This is a genomic window from Solimonas fluminis (assembly GCF_002930645.1).
GTDB lineage: Bacteria > Pseudomonadota > Gammaproteobacteria > Nevskiales > Nevskiaceae > Solimonas_A > Solimonas_A fluminis.
Genome location: NZ_PSNW01000005.1, coordinates 55,551 through 76,609, shown reverse-complemented (window position 1 = coordinate 76,609; position 21,059 = coordinate 55,551). Strand labels below are relative to the sequence as shown.

The following is a 21,059-nucleotide window of genomic DNA, read 5'->3' as shown; positions in this document are numbered from 1 at the left end:
GGCGGCCATGGCCTTCGACGTCGACGCACACGAACAGGCGCTGCGGCGCGAGGGCTACAGCATCATCCCGGACTTCCTCGACGCCGCGGCCCTGCGGGCCGTGCGGGAGGGCCTGGCGCCCTTCCTCGGCAGCCACCAGGGGCGCAACAACTTCGAGGGTTACCGCACCGAGCGCGTCTATACCCTGGTGGCGCGCGGCGCGGTGTTCGAGCGCATCACCGAGGACGCGCGGATCATGGCGATCCTGGAGCGCTTCCTCATGCCGGGCTTCCTGCTGACCGCCAGCCAGGCGATCTGCATCCACCCGGGGGAGACGCCGCAGCCGATCCACAGCGACGACAGCTTCTACCCGATCCCGCGCCCGCGGCCGGCGATCAGCCTCAGCACCATCGTGGCGGTGGATGCCTTCACCGCCGAGAACGGCGGCACCGAGATCATTCCCGGCAGCCACGACTGGAGCGATGCCACCCTCGCCGGCAGCTACGACGGCTTCGACGCCGACGCGCAGGCCAACCCCCTGCTGGAGCGCCAGCTGAAGCCCACGGTGATGCCGGCCGGTGCCTGCGTGGTGTTCCTGGGCACGCTGCTGCACCGCGGCGGCGCCAACCGCAGTGCCGCGCCGCGACTGGCCTTTTCCAACCAGTACTGCGAACCCTGGGCGCGCACGCAGGAGAACTATTTCCTGGGCGTGCCGGCGGCGCGGGCGGCATCGATGTCGCCGCGGCTGCAGGGCCTGCTGGGCTACAGCATCCATCCGCCGTTCATGGGCCATGTCACGGCGTCCCATCCGCTGAAGACCCTGCGGCCGGGCTACGTGAACGCCGTCCTGGCCGGGCGCCCGGAAGACCCTGGGTAATCGAATTAACCGACCGTTTGACAAGCTGCAGCATCGCCCGCAAGCTGGACCCGAGGAGACAGACTCGGGGTGAACGATGTTCGCACTCGGCAGGCCGCGGCGGATCCTGATACCGCGCGGTGAAGGACCTTCGAAACGCTGGGGCGCGGCCCAGCCGGGGCAGGCGCCGCGGCCGGTGCGCGTCGCCGGACTGCGGCGCGAAACCGCGGACACCCTGACCCTGGTGCTGGAGCCGGAGGACGGCGTGGTGCCGGACTTTCGCGCCGGCCAGTACTTCACCCACTGCTTCGAGATCGACGGCCAGGTGGTGCGCCGCGCCTATTCGCTGTGCGCGCCCGAGGGCGGCGGACTGGCCTGCACCATCAAGCTGGTGCCCGGCGGCTGGGTGTCCTCGCATGTCCACGAAGCCCTGCAGGTGGGCAGCCGCTACCGCCTGCTCGGCCCCACGGGCGATTTCCTGCTGGAGGAGGGTAGCGGGCCGCTGCGCTTCCTGGCCGGAGGCAGCGGCATCACCCCGGTGATCAGCCTGGTCGAGACCGCGCTGGCGCGCGACCCGCGGCGCGACATCCGGCTGGTCTATGCCAGCCGCAGCGAGGCGGACATCATCTTCGCGGAGCGCCTGCGGGAGCTGGCGCAGGCGCATCCCGCGCTGCGGCTGGTCCACGTGCTGTCGCAGCCCGCGGCCGGCTGGACGGGCGAGCGCGGCCGGCTCGACGGCGCGCGCATCGCGGCGCTGCTGGGCACGGACGCCGCCGCGATGTTCTACCTCTGCGGTCCTGCCGGGCTGATGGAGGCGGCGGAATCGGTGCTGCGCCAGGCCGGCGTGCCGGCGGCGCGCGTCCGCCACGAGCGTTTCCTGGCCGCGCCCAGGCTGGCCGAGCGGCCCACCGAGCCGCAGGAAATCCTGTTCAAGCAGTCCGGCCGCGTGGTCACCCAGCGGCCCGGCGAAAGCATCCTGGAGGCCGGCCTGCGCGAGGGCCTGGCCCTGCCGTTCAGCTGCATGGTCGGCGGCTGCGCGCACTGCAAGCTCCAGGTGCTGGAGGGCGAGGTCGCCCTCAGCGAACCCAACTGCCTGTCGCCGGAGGAACGCGCGGCGGGCTTCACCCTGGCCTGTTCGGCCTGCGCCACGGGACCGCTGTCCGTCGCGGCATAACCTTCAGAGGGATTTCCCATGATGCTCGATCGCATGCTCAACGGACTGCCGCTGAAGGCGCAGAACCAGATCTACAGCACCTTCGACAACCTCAACGTGCTGGCCTCGGTCGGCAACCTCAAGGTGGCAGCCTCGATGGCGCCCTCGGCGGTGCGCGGCCTGGTGCTGGGCAAGGCACGCCACGGCGATGCGGTGCCGATGGTGTCCGGCCATGCGGCGCATTTCGACCTGACCTACCAGGGCGACTTCCCGGAGATGTACGAGCTCTACCGGCGCGCCGTGGCCAACCAGTGGAACGGCGACCGCGACCTGGACTGGAGCACCAGCGTGGACCCGGAAGATCCGGACAAGCCGGTGATGCCGCTGGACTATCCCCCGTTCGAGGGCCTGGCGGCCAAGGGCATCCGCCTGAACCAGAAGGAGAAGCTGCGCTTCGCCGCGGACATGGCGTCCTGGACGCTGTCGCAGTTCATGCACGGCGAGCAGGGCGCGCTCTATGCCGCGGCGCAGGTCACCGAGTCGGTGCAGTGGCTGGACGGCAAGCTCTACGGCGCCACGCAGGTGATGGACGAGGGCCGTCACCTGGAGGTGTTCCTGCGCTACCTCGACACCAAGCTGCAGAAGGTCTACGCGGTCAACGACAACCTGTTCGTGATCCTCGACGACCTGCTGACCGATTCGCGCTGGGACGTGAAATTCCTCGGCATGCAGATCATGGTGGAGGGCCTGGCGCTCGGGGCCTTCGGGACGATGTACAACTTCACCCGCGAGCCGCTGCTGAAGCAGCTGCTGCGCTACGTGATCCAGGACGAGGCGCGCCATGTGCACTACGGCGTTCTGGCGCTGAAGGCGCATATCTCGCAGGAGCTGTCCGAGGCCGAGCGCCGCGAGCGCGAGGACTGGGCCTACGAGGTGGCGCTGCTGATGCGCAACCGCTTCCTGTCGCACGAGCTGTACTACGAGTGGTTCGAGCACAAGCTGTCGCTGAAGGACTGGGACGAGGTGGTGATGAACGCGCCGTCGATGGCGGCCTTCCGCCACCTGATGTTCCTGCGCCTGATCCCGAACCTGGAATACATCGGCCTGATGAGCGACCGCATCAAGGCGCACTACGACAAGTCCGGGCTGACCAGCTTCCTCGGCGGCAAGAACGCCACCCAGCTCAGCGGCGAGGACCTGATCCGGGACATCGCGGCGTACAAGGTCGAGGCGAGATAAGTGGATGTCCGATGGACATCCGCCTCGCCGAAAGCCCGGCCAGGGATGGCCGGGCAGGAGCTGGATTGGGCAGCCGAAGTCGCGCCATGGATGGCACTGCGCATCTCTGGGTCGTTCCTGCTTCGACAGTCTCAGGGCGAACGGTTCGGGGATAGGGCAATGGTAGGATCAGGGTGACCCAGCGCGGAGACCCCTCATGCCACGCCAAGCCCTGCTGCTGCTCCCCGTCCTGTTCCTCGCCGGCTGCGCCACGGCCCGCCCGGTGATCTACCCCAATGCCACTTCCCAGCTCGCCGGCAAGCCGGCGCAGGAAGCGGCCGTGCAGGCCTGCATCCAGCAGGCCGATTCCGCCGATCTCAGCCGCGGCGGCGGCGACGTGGCGCGCTCCACCGCCGGCGGCGCTGTGATGGGCAGCGTCGGCGGCGCGGCCGCGGGGGCGGTCTACGGCAACGTCGGCCGGGGTGTGGGTGCCGGCGCCGCGGCGGGCGCCGCCACCGGCCTGGTGCGCGGCCTGTTCCGCGGCAACCAGCCGAGCCCGGTCTACATGAGCTACGTCAACCGCTGCCTGGCCGACAAGGGCTACGAGGTGGTGGGCTGGCAGTAGCGGCCGCTAGCCGGCCATCGCCCGTTCCTGTACCGCCGGTCCTCCGGTCCGGCCGACTTATCCACCGCCGTGTGTAGTCTTTTGCCTACTCTTCTATAAGCAAAAGGCTGACGCATGTCCCTCCTGAGCCCCAAGCCGCCGCTTCCGCGTCGCCGGCTCGCCTGCCTGGGTGTCGACTGGCAGGCAGAGCGCTCGTTGCGCGCGACGCTGGCGCTGCTGGGCGGCAGGACCCGCGAGCCCTGGGACTTCGGCGACGGGCTGGCCGCGGCGGACGTGGTGATCTACGAGCCGGGCAACCAGCTGGCGCAGGCGCTGGAACGCCGCGAGCCGCCGTCCGCGCCGCGCAAGCTGTTCCTGCCCTGCGACGGCGAAACCGCCGAGGCCCAGCGCCGCCTGCGTCATCCCATTGGTGCCAGCCGCCTGATCCGCTGTCTGGACCATGCCTCCGAGGTCTTGCCGGCGCCGCGCGGCGAGCCGGCGCGGGACAGCCTCTGCCAGCGCCTGGATGAGGCGCTGCGCAGTCCCGGCGTGCGCGGCGTGGCCCTGCTGACCGGCGAGCGCCGCGGCCTGCTGCTGCCGGCGGAGGCGGCGCTGCGCTGGCCGCTGCCGCTGGGCGGCGACGAGATCGCCCGGCTGCTGGCGCCGGACGTGGAGATCCAGATCCTGCGGGCCGACGACTACGGCGCGCTGCGCAAGCTGCAGGCGATCACGCCGCAGCAGCATCCCTGGGAGACCGCGCTGTGGGCGGTGGGCGTGGCGACCTCCGGAGGCCGCCTGCTGCGGCGGCTGGGCGAGGGCCGTGCCTACGGCCTGCGCCGCCGCCCCGATTTCGGCAGCGTGGGCAGCCGCAAATCGGACCTGCGCTGCAGCGCGCTGCTGCTGCAGGCGGCGATGACGCCGGTGCAGCTGGCCAGTGCCGCCGGCATCCCTCCGGAGGTGGCCAACAATTTCCTCAATGCCGCGGCACTCTGCGGCCTGCTGGACGGCGTGCCGGCGGAACTCGCGGCCGCAATGCCGCGGGCCGGCGAGCTGTTCTAGGCCGACGCCCTGGCCGCCGCAGCGACGGCCAGGGCGTCGGCAGACCCGTGATCAAAGAGTGGGGCTTGGCGGCGCCGACCGGCGCCGCCTTCTTTGATATAATAAAGAAGCTATGTTGTACTTTTAATCACAACGCCGTATCGGCGGCAGAACCCGCCGCGCGGCTCTTGCGGTTCACCCAGTAGCCGAAGGCCGCGGCAGTGAAGAACATCATCACGCCGTAGACCGCCGCCGGCACCGCCATCTCCTGGTTGTTCAGCATCAGCGGCGACAGCGCGATGGCGATGGCCAGCGTGCCGTTGTGGATGCCGATCTCCATGCCGATGGCGATGGCCTGGCGCTCCTCCATCTTCAGCAGCCGGGGCACGCCGTAGCCCACGGCCAGGCTCAGCAGGTTGAAGGCCAGGCAGGCCGGGCCCACGGCCGCCACGAAGCCGCCGATGTCGCCGCGCGACTTGAACAGCGCCAGGCCGATCACGGTCAGCAGGAACAGCACCGACAGCAGCTTCACCGGCTTGCTCAGCAGGGCGGCAAGCTTCGGCAGGTGGGCGTTGAGCGCCATTCCCAGCACCACCGGCGCGAGCACGATCGTGAACACCTGCACGACCTTGGAGAACTGCAGGGGCAGGGTCTGGCCCTCGCCCATGAAGTGCTGCAGCGACAGGTTGACGATGATCGGCAGCGTCAGGATCGCCAGCACCGAGTTGACGGCAGTCAGCGTGATGTTGAGCGCGACGTCGCCGTGGGCGAGGTGGCTGTAGAGGTTGGCGGAGGTGCCGCCGGGCGAGGCCGCCAGCAGCATCAGGCCCACCGCCAGCGCCGGCGCCAGGCCGAACAGGTGCGCGATGGCGACGCAGGCCAGCGGCAGCAGGATGACCTGGCAGGCCAGCGCCACCACCACGGCCTTGGGATACTTCAGCACGCGGGTGAAGTCGGCGACGCGCAGCGACAGGCCGAGGCCGAACATGATCACGCCCAGCGCAATCGGCATGAATACCGTGGTGACCGGATCCGCAGGCTGCATCCTTCCTCCTGGTTTTTTGCGCTCGCGCGCCGGAATGGGCGCGTGCCGTCCGCAGCATAGCGGGCAGCCCGCCGGGCCCGCCAAGGAAATCCAGGGAAATCCGGCCCATTGCTCGGCGAAGGGATGACAGCTCCTGGCCGCGCGCTCCGGCGCAGCGCCAGTAGAAACCACAGACCCTGCCTGGCGGGACAAGGACTTGCCTTGCCCCTGCCGGGCGCATGTCCTATCGTGTCGCCCAAAGCCGGGGGTGCCTGCAACAGGCAGGCTGAGAACAGACCCTTGGAACCTGGCCGTACGGCGGAGGGAAGGCTTGCAGACGGGATCATTCCGTCCTGCAGCGCGCTCCGCCTCGAGAACACGAGGAACCCCATGAGCGCCATCGCAGAAGACATCCACCGCCGCGCCGAGCAGCTGTCCGCCGACGTCACCCGGCCGTTTCCCTCCAGCCGCAAGATTCATGTCGAGGGTCCGCAGGGCGTGCGCGTGCCGATGCGCGAGATCAGCCTGACGGCGACCAAAACCCGCGAGGGCCTGGAGCCGAACCCGCCGGTCACGGTCTACGACACCAGCGGCCCCTACACCGACCCGGCGGCGCGCATCGACCTGCAGGCCGGCCTGCCGGCGCTGCGCGCACCCTGGATCGAGGCCCGCGGCGACACCGAGCAGCTGCGCGGCCCCAGCTCGATCTACGGCCGGATCCGCGCCGCCGACGACAAGACCGCGGACCTGCGCTTCGACCATATCCGCGCACCGCGCAAGGCCAAGGCCGGGGCCAACGTCAGCCAGATGCACTATGCGCGCCGCGGCATCGTGACCCCGGAGATGGAGTTCATCGCGATCCGCGAGAACGCCCGCCTGGAAGAGCTGCGTGCCAGCTACGAGAAGGCCGGCTACCTGCGCCGCATGCACCGCGGCGAAGGCTTCGGCGCGCGCCTGCCGCGCGAGATCACCGCCGAGTTCGTGCGCGAGGAAGTGGCGCGCGGCCGCGCCATCATCCCGGCCAACATCAACCATCCGGAGCTGGAGCCGATGATCATCGGCCGAAACTTCCGCGTGAAGATCAACGCCAACATCGGCAACTCCGCGGTCACCAGCAGCATCGCCGAGGAAGTGGAGAAGATGGTCTGGTCCACCCGCTGGGGCGGCGATACGGTGATGGACCTGTCCACCGGCAAGAACATCCACGAGACGCGCGAATGGATCCTGCGCAACTCGCCGGTGCCGATCGGCACCGTGCCGATCTACCAGGCGCTGGAAAAGGTCAACGGAAAAGCCGAGGAACTGACCTGGGAGATCTACCGCGACACGCTGATCGAGCAGGCCGAGCAGGGCGTGGACTACTTCACGATCCACGCCGGCGTGCTGCTGCGCTATATCCCCTGGACCGCCAACCGCGTCACCGGCATCGTCTCGCGCGGCGGCTCGATCCTGGCCAAGTGGTGCCTGGCGCACCACAAGGAGAATTTCCTCTACACCCACTTCGAGGAAATCTGCGAGATCATGAAGGCGTATGACGTCTCCTTCTCGCTGGGCGACGGCCTGCGCCCCGGCTCCATCGCCGACGCCAACGACGACGCGCAGTTCGGCGAGCTGCACACGCTGGGCGAGCTCACCAACATCGCCTGGAAGCACGACGTGCAGGTGATGATCGAAGGCCCCGGCCATGTGCCGCTCCAGATGATCAAGGAGAACATGGACGAGCAGCTCAAGCACTGCTACGAGGCGCCGTTCTACACCCTGGGCCCGCTGACCACCGACATCGCGCCGGGCTACGACCACATCACCTCCGGCATCGGCGCCGCCAACATCGGCTGGTACGGCTGCGCCATGCTGTGCTACGTCACGCCCAAGGAACACCTCGGCCTGCCCGACAAGGACGACGTGCGCGAGGGCATCATCACCTACAAGATCGCCGCACACGCGGCCGACCTGGCCAAGGGCCACCCGGGCGCGCAGGTGCGCGACAACGCGCTGTCCAAGGCGCGCTTCGAGTTCCGCTGGGAGGACCAGTTCAACCTGGGCCTGGATCCGGAGAAGGCCAAGGAGTTCCACGACGAGACGCTGCCGCAGGAAGGCGCCAAGCTGGCGCACTTCTGTTCCATGTGCGGTCCGCACTTCTGCTCGATGAAGATCACGCAGGACGTGCGCGACTACGCCGCCAAGGTCGGTGCCGACGAGGCGGCGGTGCTGGAGAGGGGCATGGCCGAGAAGTCCGCCGAGTTCCGCGAGGCCGGCGCCGAGGTGTACCGCACGCTGTGACCGAGCCCGCGCGCCTGCCCCACGAAGCGTCCGCTCCACGGCGCCGCCTGCGTCGGGTGCTGGTTGCGCTCGGCATCGTGCTGGCGGTGCTGCTGCTGGCCTGGCAGGGCGCGGCCTGGGGGCTCAAGCGCCAGGTGCTGGCGGCGCTGGGGCCCGAGGCGACCATCGGCAGTATCCGCCTGGGACTGGGCCGCGTGGTGGTGGAGGACCTGCGGCTGGCGGCCCCCAAGGGCTGGCCGGACCCGGACACGCTGCGCGCGAAGCGCCTGACCGTGGAGGCGGAGCTGGGCTCGCTGTTCTCCGACCAGTACCGCATCGGCAGGATCACGGTGGAGCAGGGGTATCTGTCGATGCAGCGCACGCGCGAGGGCAAGCTCGGTCTGCTGCCGACGCTGCTAGGCCGCAGCAGGAAGCAGGAAGGCGAGAGCGGCGGCCGCTTCCGCCTGCACATCGACCGGGTGGAACTGAAGCAGGCACAGGTCGATTTCCATGACTACAGCCTCAAGGAGCGGCCGGCACGACTGCAGCTGGAAGCGCTGGATGCGACGCTGGATGAATTGGAAGTGCCCCGGCTCACCGGCCGCAGCCGGCTGCAGGCGGGGGGCCGCGTGAAGGGACGCAGCCGCGACGGCAGCCTGAAGCTGGAGGGCTGGATGGAGATCGCCACGCGCGAGTCGGACCTGAAGCTGACGCTGCGCGACGTGGACCTGGTCCCGCTGGAGCCCTACCTGCTGAAGGCGGCCGAAGCCGGCGTGGCGCGTGGCCAGGTGGACCTGGACCTGCACTCGCAGGTGAAGCAGCGCCAGCTCAAGGCCCCGGGCAAGCTGGTGCTCGAGGACCTGGAGCTGCGCTCCGGCAAGGGCGTCGGCGGTACCTTCATGGGCATGTCGCGCGGCGCGGTGATCGCGGCGCTGAAGTCCGGCGGTGACCGCATCGACCTCGACTTCACGCTGGAGGGGAATCTGGACAACCCGCGCTTCTCGCTCAACGAAACCCTGTCGATGCGACTGGCGGTGGGGGCGGCGGCCTCGCTGGGCATCGGCGTGGTCGACATGGTCAAGGACCTGGGTTCCGCCACCGGCCGCGGCCTTGAGGCGGTAGGCGATGCCGTCGGCAATCTCTTCGGCGGCGGCGACGACTGAGGCGGAAAAGAAGCTGGGCCGGGAAAGAAGAAGGGGCCTGCGCGAGCCAGGCCCCTTCTCCCAACGCTGCAGCGCTCAGATGGAGAGCGCGGCTTCCACGTCCTGCACCTTGCGGCGGGCCATGGCCAGGTTGGACTTGGTCTTGTCCAGCACCACGTAGAAGAACAGGCCGGGCTTGGACGCCACCGGGCGGATGATGTGGTACTGCTTGCCCAGCGTGATCAGGATGTCCTCGATCTTGTCGTTGAGCTTCAGCGAGTTCATCGTCTTCAGCTTGGCGCGCACCACCTCGGTGTTGCCGGCCGCGGCCAGCTCCAGGTCCACGCCGCTGCCGGACTGGCCCAGCATCATGCCGCTGTTGGCATCGACCAGGGCGCTGCACAAGCCGCCGTCCAGGCCGAGGAAGCTGTCGAGGGATTCTTGAAGGTTGCTCATCTTGTTGTACTCCGTTGTTTTCGGGGGTTTAGGGTTGGATCAGTTGCCGCACGCAGTCGCGGGCGGCCCACAGAAGGGTTCCGGTGATCAGGTCGGGCCCGCCGATGGCGGCGAGCACCATCGGCTGGCCGCGCAGCGGCACCTCCAGCAGCAGCAGCTTTCCGTCCTGGCCTTCCACCAGCACGCTGCCGCCGCCGCCGTGCATGCCGACCTCGCGCAGCGCGGCCTGGCTCAGGGCCACCATCGAGCTGGACAGCGCCGACAGGCGCGACACCGGCACCTCGGCGCGCGTGCGGCTCAGCACCTCGAAGCCGTCGCTGCGCGACAGCACGGCACCGGTCAGTGCGGGCACCGTGGCGAGCAGGCGGTCCAGGGCGCCACCGAAGTGCGCGGGAATGGGTTCGAGCTGGGTATCGTCAAGCATGGGGCGTGTCCGCCAGCAGACGGGCGGCCTCGATCTGGTAGAGCAGGGCGTCGAGCAGCAGCAGGACGTCGTCACGGCGCCGCACGTCGACGGTGAACACCGGCAGCGACAGGCCCTGTCCGGCCAGCCAGGCGGTGTAGGACTCGACGCTGGTGTGGCCCGAGCCGAGCCGCCCGATCCCGATCACCATGGCGCCGCGCTCCGCCATGGCGCGGAAGGACTCGACGTAGAGCGCCAGGTCCTTCAGCGGCTCGGGCCGCGAATTGTCGGACAGCAGCACCACGCCCAGCGCGCCTTCGCTGGCCACCTTCCACATGAAGTCGAAGCGGTCCTGGCCCGGCATGCCGTAGAGGCGCAGGCGGTCGCCGCCGTCGAGCGCGATCTCGCCGTAGTCGAAGCCGACCGTGGTCAGCTCCTTGGAGTGCTGCACGCGGTCGCTGTTGACCGCCTCGGTGCGCACCGGCGCGGCATCGCTGATGGCGGCGATCGCGGTGGTCTTGCCGGCGCCCATCGGCCCGGCAAACAGGAGCTTGTACTCGCGCACGTTATTGCCCGATGGCCAGGGCCGTGCGGATGCGACGCAGAACGCTGCCCAGGCCGGATTCCTGGGGCAGCGCATGGGCCTGCGGTGCCGGGGCGGCGGCGGGCAGCGCCTTGCCGGGCTCCAGTACGCCGACCAGGGCGCAGGCATTGAGGAAATTGCCCAGCACTCCCAGCGGGATGCCGGCCATCATCGCCAGGTGCGAGGGGGCCAGTTCACGCTGCGTCAGCAGCGAGGCGCAGCGGATGTCGAGGCTGCGGCGGCCGATGGCGCCGAAATCGGGCCAGCGGCGCAGGCGGCAGGGGCGCGCGATGTCCAGGCGCGGCAGCAGCGAGCCCTTGGAACGCGCGATGCCGATGGCCCAGAGCAGCCCCTCCGCCGGGGCCGGGTGGCGCGCGGCGGCTTCCAGCCGGCGCAGCGCGGCGCCTTCGGTCGGCCCCAGGGCTTCCACTTCGACCTCACCCGACAGCAGGCCGGCGATCTCGTCGACGCCCAGCGGCTGCGACCAGTGCAGCTCCCGTTCCGGCAGCCGCAGCCATCCCTGCTGGTCGCCGGCGCGGATCGATACCGCCAGCGTGCCGGGCGCGCGCAGCGCGTCATCCAGCCGCTGGCAGAGGCTCGGGGCCTCGGCCTGTTCCGTCGCCGGCACGCGGCCCTGGAGCTGCAGCGAGGCGCTGTCGAGGCAGGCGACCAGGCGGCTGGCGCCGAAGGGATAGCGCAGCGTCAGGACGCTGTCGTCCTCGCTGCTGGAGGGGAAGAACACCCGCCCGGTGTTCTCGGCCGCGCTGCGGCGGACCATGGCCTGGGCCAAGACGTTATGGGTCTCGTAGACCACCACGTCGGCGGTCAGCTCGTCGCTGTACTGCCAGGCCTCGCGGGTCTTGCCGCGCAGCAGCGCCAGGGTTTCCTTCAGCGAAACCTCCGCGCGCCAGTCGAAACCGATGCAGGTGATCTTGCGGGCCTTGGGGACTTGGGCTGACATGTAAGCCGTCTCTTATTGATGTTGTAGGACAAAACTTACACGGAGCTTGTGTGCAACTGGCCATGGAGGCGGATGGAAGGTCGTTTGCAAACGACGACAGGCATCCGGGGGGCGGAGCCATCTTTCCCAGTGACGATCCCGCGCGGGCCCCGTCATCCTGGCGACACCCGCCCATACCAGACTGCGCCGATGACCCGCCTTGCCGCCCTGTTCCTGGCGGCGGCCCTGCTGGCCGCCTGCCACTCCTCCGACGCACCCGGTGCCTCCGCCCAGGGCGACGATGCCGAGGCGGCGGCGCGTGCCGAGCTGGAGCGCGTGCGCCGGCTGGAAGACGGCTGCTGCTGAATGACGATTCCGATGCGCCTGATCGCCTTGCTGCTGCTCCTGTCCCTGGGTTCCGTCCAGGCCGCCGGCATGGCCACCCATGCCTCGATGGCGGATTTCGGCCGCGACGCGCTGGAGGATGGAGCGCTCAAGACCATCCTCACGGCGCATCGCCCGGCGCTGCTGGCCGGCGCGATCTTCCCGGACGGCGGCTACGGCTCCGGGGCGCTGGTGGCGGCCGACCGCGACATGGCGGAGCGCGCGCACTGGGGCGATTTCACCATCCAGTTCATCCAGTACCTGCGAGAGACCGGCTGCAGCGGCGAAGTCCGCGCGGCGATCCTGCGGCGCCCGCCGCTGGGCCTGATCGACCTGAACCTGCTGACCGACCGCTGCGGCCACCTGATCGCGTTCGCCTTCGGCAATGCCGCGCACGGCTTCACCGACCAGACCTGGGATGCGCAGTTCGAGCCCGAGGTGCGCCACCGCGGCGAGACGCCGAACTCGGTGGAATGGATCGGCCAGCTCGTGCCGCAGCTGCCGGCGGCGATCCTCGATCCGCTGAAGCAGATCTACGGCGCCACGCCGATGAACGCCATCGAATACGCGATGGACATGGTCAACATCGCCGAGCGGCGCCTGGTGCTGAACGCGCCGACGCTGGTATTCCCGCCGACCTCGGACCTGGTGGAGGTCTACCGGCGCAATCGTCCGGAGCAGGGCGTCAACGCCCAGGCCATCGAGCGCGGCAGCCTCTTCACGCGCGTGCTGGTGCAAGCCGAAAGCGTCGCCGCGCCGTTGGAGGTGACGCGCATGCGCCTGCAGATGCCCTGGGCGGCGGCCAACTACTACACCGCGCCGGGCGGGGTGGTGCAGAGCGGCTACGCCGTGGCGGGCATGTACCGCCAGCTCTGGGACCTGCTGACCGGCGATCCGGCCCGGCCGCTGCCGCCGGCCGTGATCGGCAGCTACCCCGGCCATGGCGCGCTGGACGTGGTGCTGGAGCCGGCGCGCGAGTCCTGGACCGAGAGCCGCTGGCTGCACGTGTTCTTCAGCAGCAGCATGGACCCGGCGAGCCTGGAGCTGCCGGGCACGTTCTGCCTGTTCGACGACAAGGGTCGCCGCGTCAAGGGCGTGGTGGAGGCGGGCAGCTGGCAGCGCGACTACGCCAATGCCGTGAAGCTGCGCCTGCAGGAACCGCTGCGCCCGGGCGAGCGCTACACCGCGGTGGTGACGACGAAGGCCAGGGACTACCGCGGCGTGGCGCTGGCGCGGCCGTACAGCTTCAGCTTCGTCACGGCTTCGCCGCCGTAGCGGCGTCCCCGCTGCGATCGACGCGGCGCACCAGGCGGCTCTTCCATTCACCGTGCAGCCCGATGTCGGCCTGCGCCAGATAGCGCGTCTCGCCGCCGACCCGGCAGGCCACCGGCACGCCGCCGCGGAACAGCACGCGGTTGCCGGGCGTGGCCGGCACGCGCTCGCCCGGCAGCAGGATGCCGGTGAGGTTCAGCGGGTCGCAGGCGGAGATCGTGACCAGCGCGGCGTCGGCGTCCTCGCGATGGCGGCGCAGGCTGCCGGCGGCCTCGGGCAAGGCGAACTGCTCGCCGGAGAAGCCGCTGACGAAGCGCCCACCGCGCACCTCGCCGCGCGCTTCCAGGCGGCGCAGTAGATAGAACAGCTCGCGCCAGGGCGGCAGCGAGGGCTCGCGTTCCAGCAGCTTGCGGAACACCACGCCGTAACGGCGCAGCAGCACGCGCACGATGTGCTCGGCGCGCGCCTCCGGCTCCGGCGTCTCCGCCGCGCGGCGCGGCCTTGCCAGCGACCAGCGGCCGGCACCTTCGAGATTGGCGAAGGCGGCCTGCAGGCCGCCGCGGCGCAGTCGCCGGGCCTTCATCTCGGCCGGGGCGATCAGCGCGCGCAGGCCGGCGAAGCCGTCGGAGGTGACCAGGCCATGGCTCACCAGTTCGCCCAGGGCCTGTTCCACCTGGCTGCGCAGCTGGCCCGAGTCGGCGACCAGCTCGACGAAAAAGGAGGCGCCGTGGGTGCGCAGCGCGTCGAGCACCGCGTGGGCGGCGCCGGAGAGGTCGGGGTCGTGATCGGCCGCGGCCTGCCAGTGCGCGGCCTGCTCGCGCGGCAGCAGCACGATCGGCGTGGCCCGTACCGGTGCCGCCTTGCGGTTGCTGCCGTCGCCGCTGGGCAGGCGCTGCCAGATGGTCCGGCCCGTGGCGCAGAGCTGGTCCAGCCAGGCGGGTTCGTAGTGATGCATGCGCGAGGGCAGAATCTCCGACTCCCAGGCGCTGGCGGCAGCCGGAAATCCCTCGAGCTGGGACAGCACCAGCGCCAGCGCGGGCGCGCCTTCGCGGCGCTCGCCGCCGGCCAGGCCTTGCCAGTCGAACAGGAAGCGCAGGAAGGCCGCCGGCGACACCGGCTGGATTTCGGCGCGGCGCTTGTCGCGGCTGTAGCGATGGATGCGTGCCAGGCGGCGGCGCTCGCACCATTGCTCTTCGCCGGCGCCCTCGAAATCGCCCCGCATGACGTAGCCCTCGGCTTCCAGCGCCGCCAGGGGTATGGCCATGGCACCGGCGGACAGGCCCAGCGGCGCGCCGAGTTCGGCGGCGCTGACCGGGCCCACCGCTTCGAGGCGGCTGCGGGTCAGTTCGTGCAGGGCCTGGTCGGGATCGGGCGGCGCCGCCAGCGAGGGGGCATCACCCTCCACGCGGGCCCGGGGCAGCAGGGCGCGCAACTCGGGCAGGCGCTCGGCGGCGGCCCACAAAGCGTCGTCGTCTCTTGCGGAAGCGGCTTCAGCCGCGATCGACTCCGAATCTCGGCCGAAGCCGCTCCCGCGGGCATACGGACGCAGCTTCGCGACACGCCGCTGCCGCATCAGCTCTTCGGCCCAGCCCGCGGCGCCCATCTGCCGGATCTCGCCCGCCGTCAGGAAGCCATGCACCACCAGCGCGTCGGCCAGTTCGTCGGCGTTGACGGCCGCCGGGCGCATTTCGCCGCGCACCTGCTCGATCGCCGCCGGGTCCAGCCGGCCGAGGTCGGCGGCGCTCTCCGGCTCGTAGACGCCGCGGGTCTTCACGGCGAGCGTGCGCCGCTCCTCGGCGGCACCGTCGTCCAGGAAGGCATAGGGCTTGGCGCTGAGGATGGATTCCGACAGCGGCGACGGCGCGGTGAGGTCGCGGCAGACCACTTCCACCGCGCCGGTCTCGATGCGGCGCAGCAGGCCCACCATGCCGTCCACGTCCATCACCTCGTGCAGGCAGTCCGACATGGCCTGCCGTACCAGGGGGTGATCCGGCATCTCGCGGTCGCCCGGCAGGTTGTCCTGGCAGGCGACGGCGTCGGGGAAGGCGTGGGTCAGCAGGTCCTCGGCGTCGCTGCGCTGGAACTGCGGCGGCACGCGCTTGCCGTTGCGGTTGCGCGCCACCGCCAGGGCAGTGCTGGCGGTCCAGCGCCAGCGTGTGCCGAACATCGGCGCCTGCAGCACGGCCTGCACCAGCTTCTCTTCCGCGGTGGCGGCGTGCAGGAAGCCCTTCACGTCCTCCAGCGGGAAGCTGTGCGTGGGCCCCAGCGACAGCACCAGGGAGTCGTCGAGCGCCGCGGCCTGCAGTTCGAAGTTGAACTGGCGGCAGAAGCTCTTGCGCAGGGCCAGGCCCCAGGCGCGCATGATGCGCGAACCCAGCGGTGCGTGGATCACCAGGTGGGTGTCGCCCACCTCGTCGAAGAAGCGCTCGAAGACGATGCGCTCCCGCGTCGGCAGCAGGCCCAGGGCGATGCGCGCGGCGGCGTAGTAGTTGGCCAGCTGCAGCGCGGCCGGCGGGCCGAGCGCATGGTCGCGCATGAGCCAGTCGCGGCAGTCCTCGACGCTGCCTTCGCCCAGGATGCGGTCGGCCGTGGCGCGCAGCCGCGACACCGCCAGCGACAGCTCCTCGCTGCGGCCCAGGCCCTCGCCGAGCCAGAACGGCAGGCTGGGTGGTTGGCCCCTGGCGTCCTCCACGATGACGCGGCCGGTCTCCACCTTGAGGATGCGGTAGGAGGTGTTGCCGAGCTGCACGATGTCGCCGGGCACGCTTTCGAAGGCGAAATCCTCGTGCAGCGTGCCGACGCGCAGGCCCTCGGGCGCCAGCTCCACCTCGTAGTCGAACTGGTCGGGGATCACGCCGGCGTTGGTGACGGCGGTGAGCTTGGCGCCGCGGCGGCCGCGCAGCATCCGGTTGACGGCGTCGTAGTGCAGCAGGGCACCGCGGCGGCCGCGGCGCGTGCTGTAGCCGTCGGCCAGCATGCGCACCAGGCCCTCGAAGGCCTCCAGCGTCAGCGCGCGATAGGGCAGGGCGCGGCGGAAGCGCGCGTGCAGCTCCTCCAGGCCCCATTCCCGGCTGGCCACCTCGGCGACGATCTGCTGCGCCAGCACGTCCATCGGCTGCTGGAAGATGGCGACGCGGTCCAGCTCGCCCCGGCTGACGCTGTCCAGCAGCGCCACGGATTCGGCCAGGTCGTCCAGCGACACCGGGAACAGCCGGCCCTTGGGCGTGGCGCGCACGGCGTGGCCGGAACGGCCGACGCGCTGCAGGAAGGCGTTGATCGAGCGCGGCGAGCCGATCTGGCAGACCAGGTCGATGTCGCCGATGTCGATGCCCAGTTCCAGCGAGGCGGTGGCGACCAGGGCCTTGAGCTGGCCGTTCTTGAGGCGCTGCTCGGCCTTGAGGCGATGCTCCTTGGCCAGGCTGCCGTGGTGGGCGGTGACGTGCTCCTCGCCGATGCGCTCGGCCAGGTGGCGCGCCAGGCGCTCGGCCATGCGGCGCTGGTTGACGAAGATCAGCGTGGTGCGATGCTCCTTCGTCAGCTCGGCGAGGCGGTCATAGATCTCGCCCCAGACCTCGTTGGCCATCACCGCGGTCAGCGGCGACAGCGGCACCTCCAGGGCCAGGTCGCGGCGGCGCACGTGGCCGGTGTCGATGATCTCGCAAGGCGTATCGCGGGCGCCAACCAGGAGTTCCGCCATGGTGGCGATCGGCTTCTGGGTGGCCGACAGGCCGATGCGCACCGGGGGCTTCGCGCACAGCGCCTCCAGGCGTTCCAGCGACAGCGCCAGGTGGGCGCCGCGCTTGGATCCGGCCATGGCGTGCAGCTCGTCGACGATGACGCTGCGGACATTGCGCAGCATGTCGCGACCGGAGTCGGAGGACAGCAGGATGAACAGCGATTCCGGCGTGGTGACCAGGATGTGGGGGGGCGCGCGGCGCTGGCGCTCGCGTTCGAAGGATGGTGTATCGCCGGTGCGCACCGCGTCGCGGATCGACAGTTCGCCCAGGCCCAGTGCGCGGACGCGCCGGCGGATGCCCTCCAGCGGCGCCTGCAGGTTCTTCTGGATGTCGTTGGACAGGGCCTTGAGCGGTGAGACATAGAGCACCTGCACCTCGTCCGCCAGGCCGCGTTCGATGCCTTCCACCACCAGGTCGTTGATCGCGGCCAGGAAGGCCGCCAGGGTCTTGCCGGAGCCGGTGGGGGCGGCGATCAGGGCATGGCGGTGGCGCGCGGTGACTTCCCAGGCCCGCCGCTGCACCTCGGTGGGGATTCCGAAGGTTTCGGTGAACCAGTCGGCCACGGCCGGGTGGAACAGGCCGGCCAGGGGACCCTCCGCGACCGGTCCGGCGCGGTGCAGGGGGAGATGCTGTTGCATGGGGCCAGTGTAGCGGCTGCGGCGGCGGTCCCGGCAGGTTTTCCGACGAGGGGTGTCGGCGGCGGCTGATCCGCCGGCATTGCAGATTGCGGCTGTCCCCGGGCCCGGCTGCCGCTAGAATCGGGGCCGGGGATTCCCAAGGTCCATGAACGACTCCAGCCTGCCACCTGTCCTGGCCAGCGTGCTGTATCTGCATCTGGCCGAATTCGCTGCGCAATCCGCGCCGGAACAGGCGCGCCTGCGCGGCCAGCTCGTGGCCTGCGCGCGCCGGGCGCTGCAGGGGCTGACGCTGTCCGACCGCGTGGTGCTGGAAAGCCCGGATGGCCTGCTGGTGGTGGTGTTCGACGATCCGCGCGGCGCCCTGGAGGCGGCGGAGCGCTGCCTGCAGGAGTCCGAGGAGCTGCCGCTGCATGTCGGCATCGACCATGGCCCGGTGCTGCCGGTGGCCGAGGGCGAGGCGGTGGTCGGCATGATCGGCGACGGCATCGGCGGGGCGGCGATGGCCGCCGGTTTCGCCCCCCAGGCCGAGCTGCGGGTGACCCGTGCCTTCCATGACGCCCTGGCCGGCCGTGCGCCGGAGCGCGCGACGCTGCTGGCCCCGGCGGGGGTGATCCCCGGCAAGTACCGGCAGGAACTGTTCGCTCCCGGCCCGCGCACGCCGGCGCAGCGCCGCCGCGGCCTGCTGGCGATCGCCGGCGGATTTGCGCTGGCCCTGCTGCTGCTGGCCCTGGGCGGCCGGCAACTGATGGTGCGGCCGGCCGTGCTGGTCCTGGAGATCGAGCCGCAGGGGGAGGTCCAGGTCGACGGCGAGCGGATCGGGGATACGCCGCCGCTGCGTGAGCTGAAGCTCAAGCCGGGCAGCCATCGGGTCGTGATCTGGCATGGCGAGCAGGAGCCGCTGCGCCGCAAGCTGGACCTGGAAGCCGGCGAGCGCCACGTGATCCGGCATGACTTCCTGCCCGAGGCGACGCTGCTGTTCGACATCCAGCCGGGCGGCGAGGTCTTCATCGACGGCGAGTCGCGGGGCCTGATCCCGGGGCTGGAAAAGCTGCAGCTGGAGCCGCTGGCCGACTACCAGTTGGAAGTGCGGCTGGATCCCTATCCGCCGTTGTCGGTAAAGCTGTCGCCCAAGCCCGGCCAGCAGCTGCGCGTGAAGTACCGGTTCGTGGAGGAGAAACCGCCAGAGCCCCCGGCACCCGCCAAGAAGAAGGGCAAGCGATGACCGGCGCCCCGATCGCACAGCTGGGCCGCTACCAGGTCGTCCGCGAACTGGGCCGTGGCGCCATGGGCGTGGTCTACGAGGCCCGCGACCCGCTGCTGGACCGCACGGTGGCGGTCAAGACCATCCTGCTGCCGGGCGACGCGGCGCAGCGCCAGGCCTACGAAACACGCTTCGCCGAGGAGGCGCGCGCCGCCGCGCGCCTGGCGCATGCCGCCATCGTCACCGTCTACGATTTCGGCCGCGAGGGCGACCTCGCCTACATGGCGATGGAATTGCTGCCGGGCATCGACCTGCGCCAGCGCCTGGCGCAGTCGCGGCTGTCGCTGCGCGAGGTGCTGACGCTGGCTGCCGAGATTGCCGAGGGCCTGGCCTTCGCGCACGACCACGGCGTGGAGCACCGCGACATCAAGCCTGCCAACATCATGCTGTCGCGCAGCGGCCACGCCAAGATCATGGACTTCGGCATCGCCAGCCTGCGCCAGCCGCAGCTGCCCGCCCAGGGCCAGGGCGCCGGACGCGTCGTGGTGTTCGGCACGCCGCGCTACATGTCGCCGGAGCAGGTGGTGGGCCGCCCCACGGATCACCGCTCCGACATCTTCTCGCTGGGCTCGGTGATCTACGAGATGCTGGTCGGCCACCCGGCCTTCGACGCGCCCGACACCCGCCAGCTCTGGCACAAGATCGCCGTGCATTCCCCGCCGCCGCCGAGCACGCTGATGCAGGACGTGCCCGAGGTGGTGGACCAGATCGTCGAACGCGCCATGGCCAAGGCCAGCGCCGTGCGATACCAGAGTGCGCGCGAACTGGCCGCCGACCTGCGCGCCTGTCTGACCACGCTGCGCAAGGGCTTCGAGCCGCTGCGCCCGGTCGCCGAGGCGGTGCAGCCGGCCGCCGCCAGCGTCGCCGCCGTTCCCGGCGCGGTCACCGGCGTGGACGCCTATTGGCCGCTGTCGCCGGACTTCGACTCCGTCACCGCGCTGTACCGCTGTGTCGCCACCGATCCGGCGCAGCGCCCGGGGCAGCCGGGCCCGCGCCCGCCGCAGGGACCGGATCGCCTGTGGCGCGACGCCGACCTGCGCCTGGCCATTGCCATAGGCGCGGCCGGCCTGCTGGCATCGCTAGCCCTGCTGTTCGCATAGGAAACCCATGGGCGTCACGCTCGACGACAAGCTGGTGGTCGCGCTGTCCTCGCGCGCACTGTTCGACTTCGAGGAGGAGAACCGCCTGTTCGACGAGCAGGGCGATGCCGCCTACACGCGCCTGCAGCTGCAGCGGCTGGACCAGCCGGCGCGAGCCGGCGTGGCCTTCCCGCTGGTGCGCAAGCTGCTGGCCTTCAACGGCGACGGCCAGCACCGCGTGGAAGTGGTGATCCTGTCGCGCAACGATCCGGTCTCCGGCCTGCGCGTGTTCCGCTCGGCCAAGGCCGCGGGCCTGCAACTGGAGCGCGGGGTCTTCACCCGCGGCCAGCCGCCCTGGCATTACCTGAAGCCGCTGGGCGCGCAGCTGTTCCTGTCCGCCCATGCCGAGGACGTGGGCGCGGCGCTCAACGCCGGGTTCCCGGCGGCGCGCGTGTTCAGCAGCTCGGTGGTGGAGGCGGACCGGCATCCCGGCGAACTGCGCATCGCCTTCGACGGCGACGCCGTGCTGTTCTCCGACGAGGCGGAGCGCGTGTTCCAGGCCAACGGCCTCGACGCCTTCCAGAACCATGAGCGCACCCACGCCGCGCGGCCCTTGCCGGCCGGTCCGTTCAAGCCGCTGCTGGTGGCGCTGCAGCGCCTGCAGGCCGCGGCCGCGGAGGCGGTGCCGATCCGCCTGCGCACGGCGCTGGTGACCGCGCGCAGCGCGCCGGCCCACGAGCGTGCGATCCGCACGCTGATGGACTGGGGCATCGCCATCGACGAGGCCATGTTCCTCGGCGGCCTCTCCAAGGGGCCGTTCCTGCGCGAATTCGGTCCGGACTTCTTCTTCGACGACCAGATCACGCATTGCGAATCGGCGGCGCTGGCAGCGCCGACCGGCCACGTCGCGGCGGGCGTCACCAACCTGCGCTAGGGCCTGCCGACCCTTCGCGTCGGTGCGGGTACCGTTCGTCGGCTGTCATGTTCGGCCGCCACCGATTTGCTACTGTCCGTTCCCCGAAAAATTCACGGG

General features: G+C 70.6%; 18 protein-coding genes. 12 read left to right on the top strand and 6 right to left on the bottom strand.

Annotation, left to right across the window (positions count from 1 at the left end):
* Positions 1-7 precede the first annotated feature (7 nt).
* The 5 genes from C3942_RS10490 to C3942_RS10470 all read left to right on the top strand — a co-directional run bounded on the left by C3942_RS10490 (position 8) and on the right by C3942_RS10470 (position 4,869).
* Entirely contained in the window at positions 8-856 is an 849-nt protein-coding gene (locus C3942_RS10490; protein ID WP_104230342.1) for a phytanoyl-CoA dioxygenase family protein, read from the top strand.
* 175 nt (positions 857-1,031) lie between these two features.
* Positions 1,032-2,009, top strand: a complete 978-nt coding sequence (locus C3942_RS10485) for a ferredoxin--NADP reductase (RefSeq protein WP_165797414.1) — start codon at positions 1,032-1,034, stop codon at positions 2,007-2,009.
* A gap of 18 nt (positions 2,010-2,027) precedes the next feature.
* Positions 2,028-3,227, top strand: a complete 1,200-nt coding sequence (locus C3942_RS10480) for a ferritin-like domain-containing protein (protein WP_104230340.1) — start codon at positions 2,028-2,030, stop codon at positions 3,225-3,227.
* Between the two features lie 196 nt (positions 3,228-3,423).
* Positions 3,424-3,831: a hypothetical protein gene (locus C3942_RS10475; RefSeq protein WP_104230339.1), complete on the top strand. Its 408-nt coding sequence runs from the start codon at positions 3,424-3,426 to the stop codon at positions 3,829-3,831.
* Positions 3,832-3,945: 114 nt separating this feature from the next.
* On the top strand, positions 3,946-4,869 hold the full coding sequence (locus C3942_RS10470; protein WP_104230338.1) for a hypothetical protein: 924 nt from the start codon (positions 3,946-3,948) through the stop codon (positions 4,867-4,869).
* 127 nt (positions 4,870-4,996) lie between these two features.
* Here C3942_RS10470 and C3942_RS10465 read toward each other — a convergent pair whose 3' ends face one another.
* The gene (locus tag C3942_RS10465) at positions 4,997-5,893 is read right to left on the bottom strand and encodes a bile acid:sodium symporter family protein (RefSeq protein ID WP_104230337.1); all 897 of its coding nucleotides are present in this window, start codon (positions 5,891-5,893) and stop codon (positions 4,997-4,999) included.
* A 369-nt stretch (positions 5,894-6,262) separates the two neighbouring features.
* Between C3942_RS10465 and thiC the strand changes: the two genes are divergently transcribed.
* Entirely contained in the window at positions 6,263-8,152 is a 1,890-nt protein-coding gene (gene thiC, locus C3942_RS10460) for a phosphomethylpyrimidine synthase ThiC (protein WP_104230336.1), read from the top strand.
* Positions 8,149-9,294 (top strand): DUF748 domain-containing protein, encoded by a 1,146-nt coding sequence (locus C3942_RS10455; protein ID WP_133164287.1) that lies wholly within the window; start codon positions 8,149-8,151, stop codon positions 9,292-9,294. Before thiC ends, C3942_RS10455 begins: the two co-directional genes overlap by 4 nt.
* A gap of 75 nt (positions 9,295-9,369) precedes the next feature.
* On the opposite strand, the gene C3942_RS10450 is transcribed toward C3942_RS10455, so the two are convergent.
* The 4 genes from C3942_RS10450 to C3942_RS10435 are packed head-to-tail and all read right to left on the bottom strand — an operon-like array spanning position 9,370 to position 11,676.
* The gene (locus C3942_RS10450; RefSeq protein WP_104230334.1) at positions 9,370-9,729 is read right to left on the bottom strand and encodes a hypothetical protein; all 360 of its coding nucleotides are present in this window, start codon (positions 9,727-9,729) and stop codon (positions 9,370-9,372) included.
* Between the two features lie 28 nt (positions 9,730-9,757).
* Positions 9,758-10,153 carry a roadblock/LC7 domain-containing protein gene (locus C3942_RS10445; protein WP_104230333.1) on the bottom strand — a complete coding sequence of 132 codons (396 nt, stop codon included), beginning with the start codon at positions 10,151-10,153 and terminating at the stop codon, positions 9,758-9,760.
* Positions 10,146-10,697, bottom strand: a complete 552-nt coding sequence (locus C3942_RS10440) for a GTP-binding protein (RefSeq protein WP_243393572.1) — start codon at positions 10,695-10,697, stop codon at positions 10,146-10,148. Before C3942_RS10440 ends, C3942_RS10445 begins: the two co-directional genes overlap by 8 nt.
* 1 nt (position 10,698) lies before the next feature.
* Positions 10,699-11,676, bottom strand: coding sequence for a hypothetical protein (locus C3942_RS10435; protein ID WP_104230332.1), 978 nt, complete (start codon positions 11,674-11,676; stop codon positions 10,699-10,701).
* Between the two features lie 189 nt (positions 11,677-11,865).
* On the opposite strand from C3942_RS10435, the gene C3942_RS22270 reads away from it, so the two are divergent.
* Together C3942_RS22270 and C3942_RS10430 are read left to right on the top strand one after the other, a co-directional pair.
* Entirely contained in the window at positions 11,866-12,021 is a 156-nt protein-coding gene (locus C3942_RS22270; RefSeq protein WP_165797412.1) for a hypothetical protein, read from the top strand.
* Positions 12,022-13,314: an Ig-like domain-containing protein gene (locus C3942_RS10430; protein ID WP_104230331.1), complete on the top strand. Its 1,293-nt coding sequence runs from the start codon at positions 12,022-12,024 to the stop codon at positions 13,312-13,314.
* On the opposite strand, the gene C3942_RS10425 is transcribed toward C3942_RS10430, so the two are convergent.
* On the bottom strand, positions 13,295-17,686 hold the full coding sequence (locus C3942_RS10425) for a DEAD/DEAH box helicase (RefSeq protein WP_104230330.1): 4,392 nt from the start codon (positions 17,684-17,686) through the stop codon (positions 13,295-13,297). The genes C3942_RS10430 and C3942_RS10425 overlap by 20 nt on opposite strands.
* Before the next feature lie 145 nt (positions 17,687-17,831).
* On the opposite strand from C3942_RS10425, the gene C3942_RS10420 reads away from it, so the two are divergent.
* Genes C3942_RS10420 through C3942_RS10410 form a run of 3 tightly spaced genes read left to right on the top strand, consistent with a single transcriptional unit; the run spans position 17,832 to position 20,960 of the window.
* On the top strand, positions 17,832-18,908 hold the full coding sequence (locus C3942_RS10420) for a hypothetical protein (RefSeq protein WP_104230329.1): 1,077 nt from the start codon (positions 17,832-17,834) through the stop codon (positions 18,906-18,908).
* A complete protein-coding gene (locus C3942_RS10415; protein ID WP_104230328.1) occupies positions 18,905-20,047 on the top strand; it encodes a serine/threonine-protein kinase in 1,143 nt (380 codons plus the stop codon). Before C3942_RS10420 ends, C3942_RS10415 begins: the two co-directional genes overlap by 4 nt.
* A gap of 7 nt (positions 20,048-20,054) precedes the next feature.
* Positions 20,055-20,960 (top strand): 5'-nucleotidase, encoded by a 906-nt coding sequence (locus C3942_RS10410; protein ID WP_104230327.1) that lies wholly within the window; start codon positions 20,055-20,057, stop codon positions 20,958-20,960.
* Positions 20,961-21,059 lie beyond the last annotated feature (99 nt).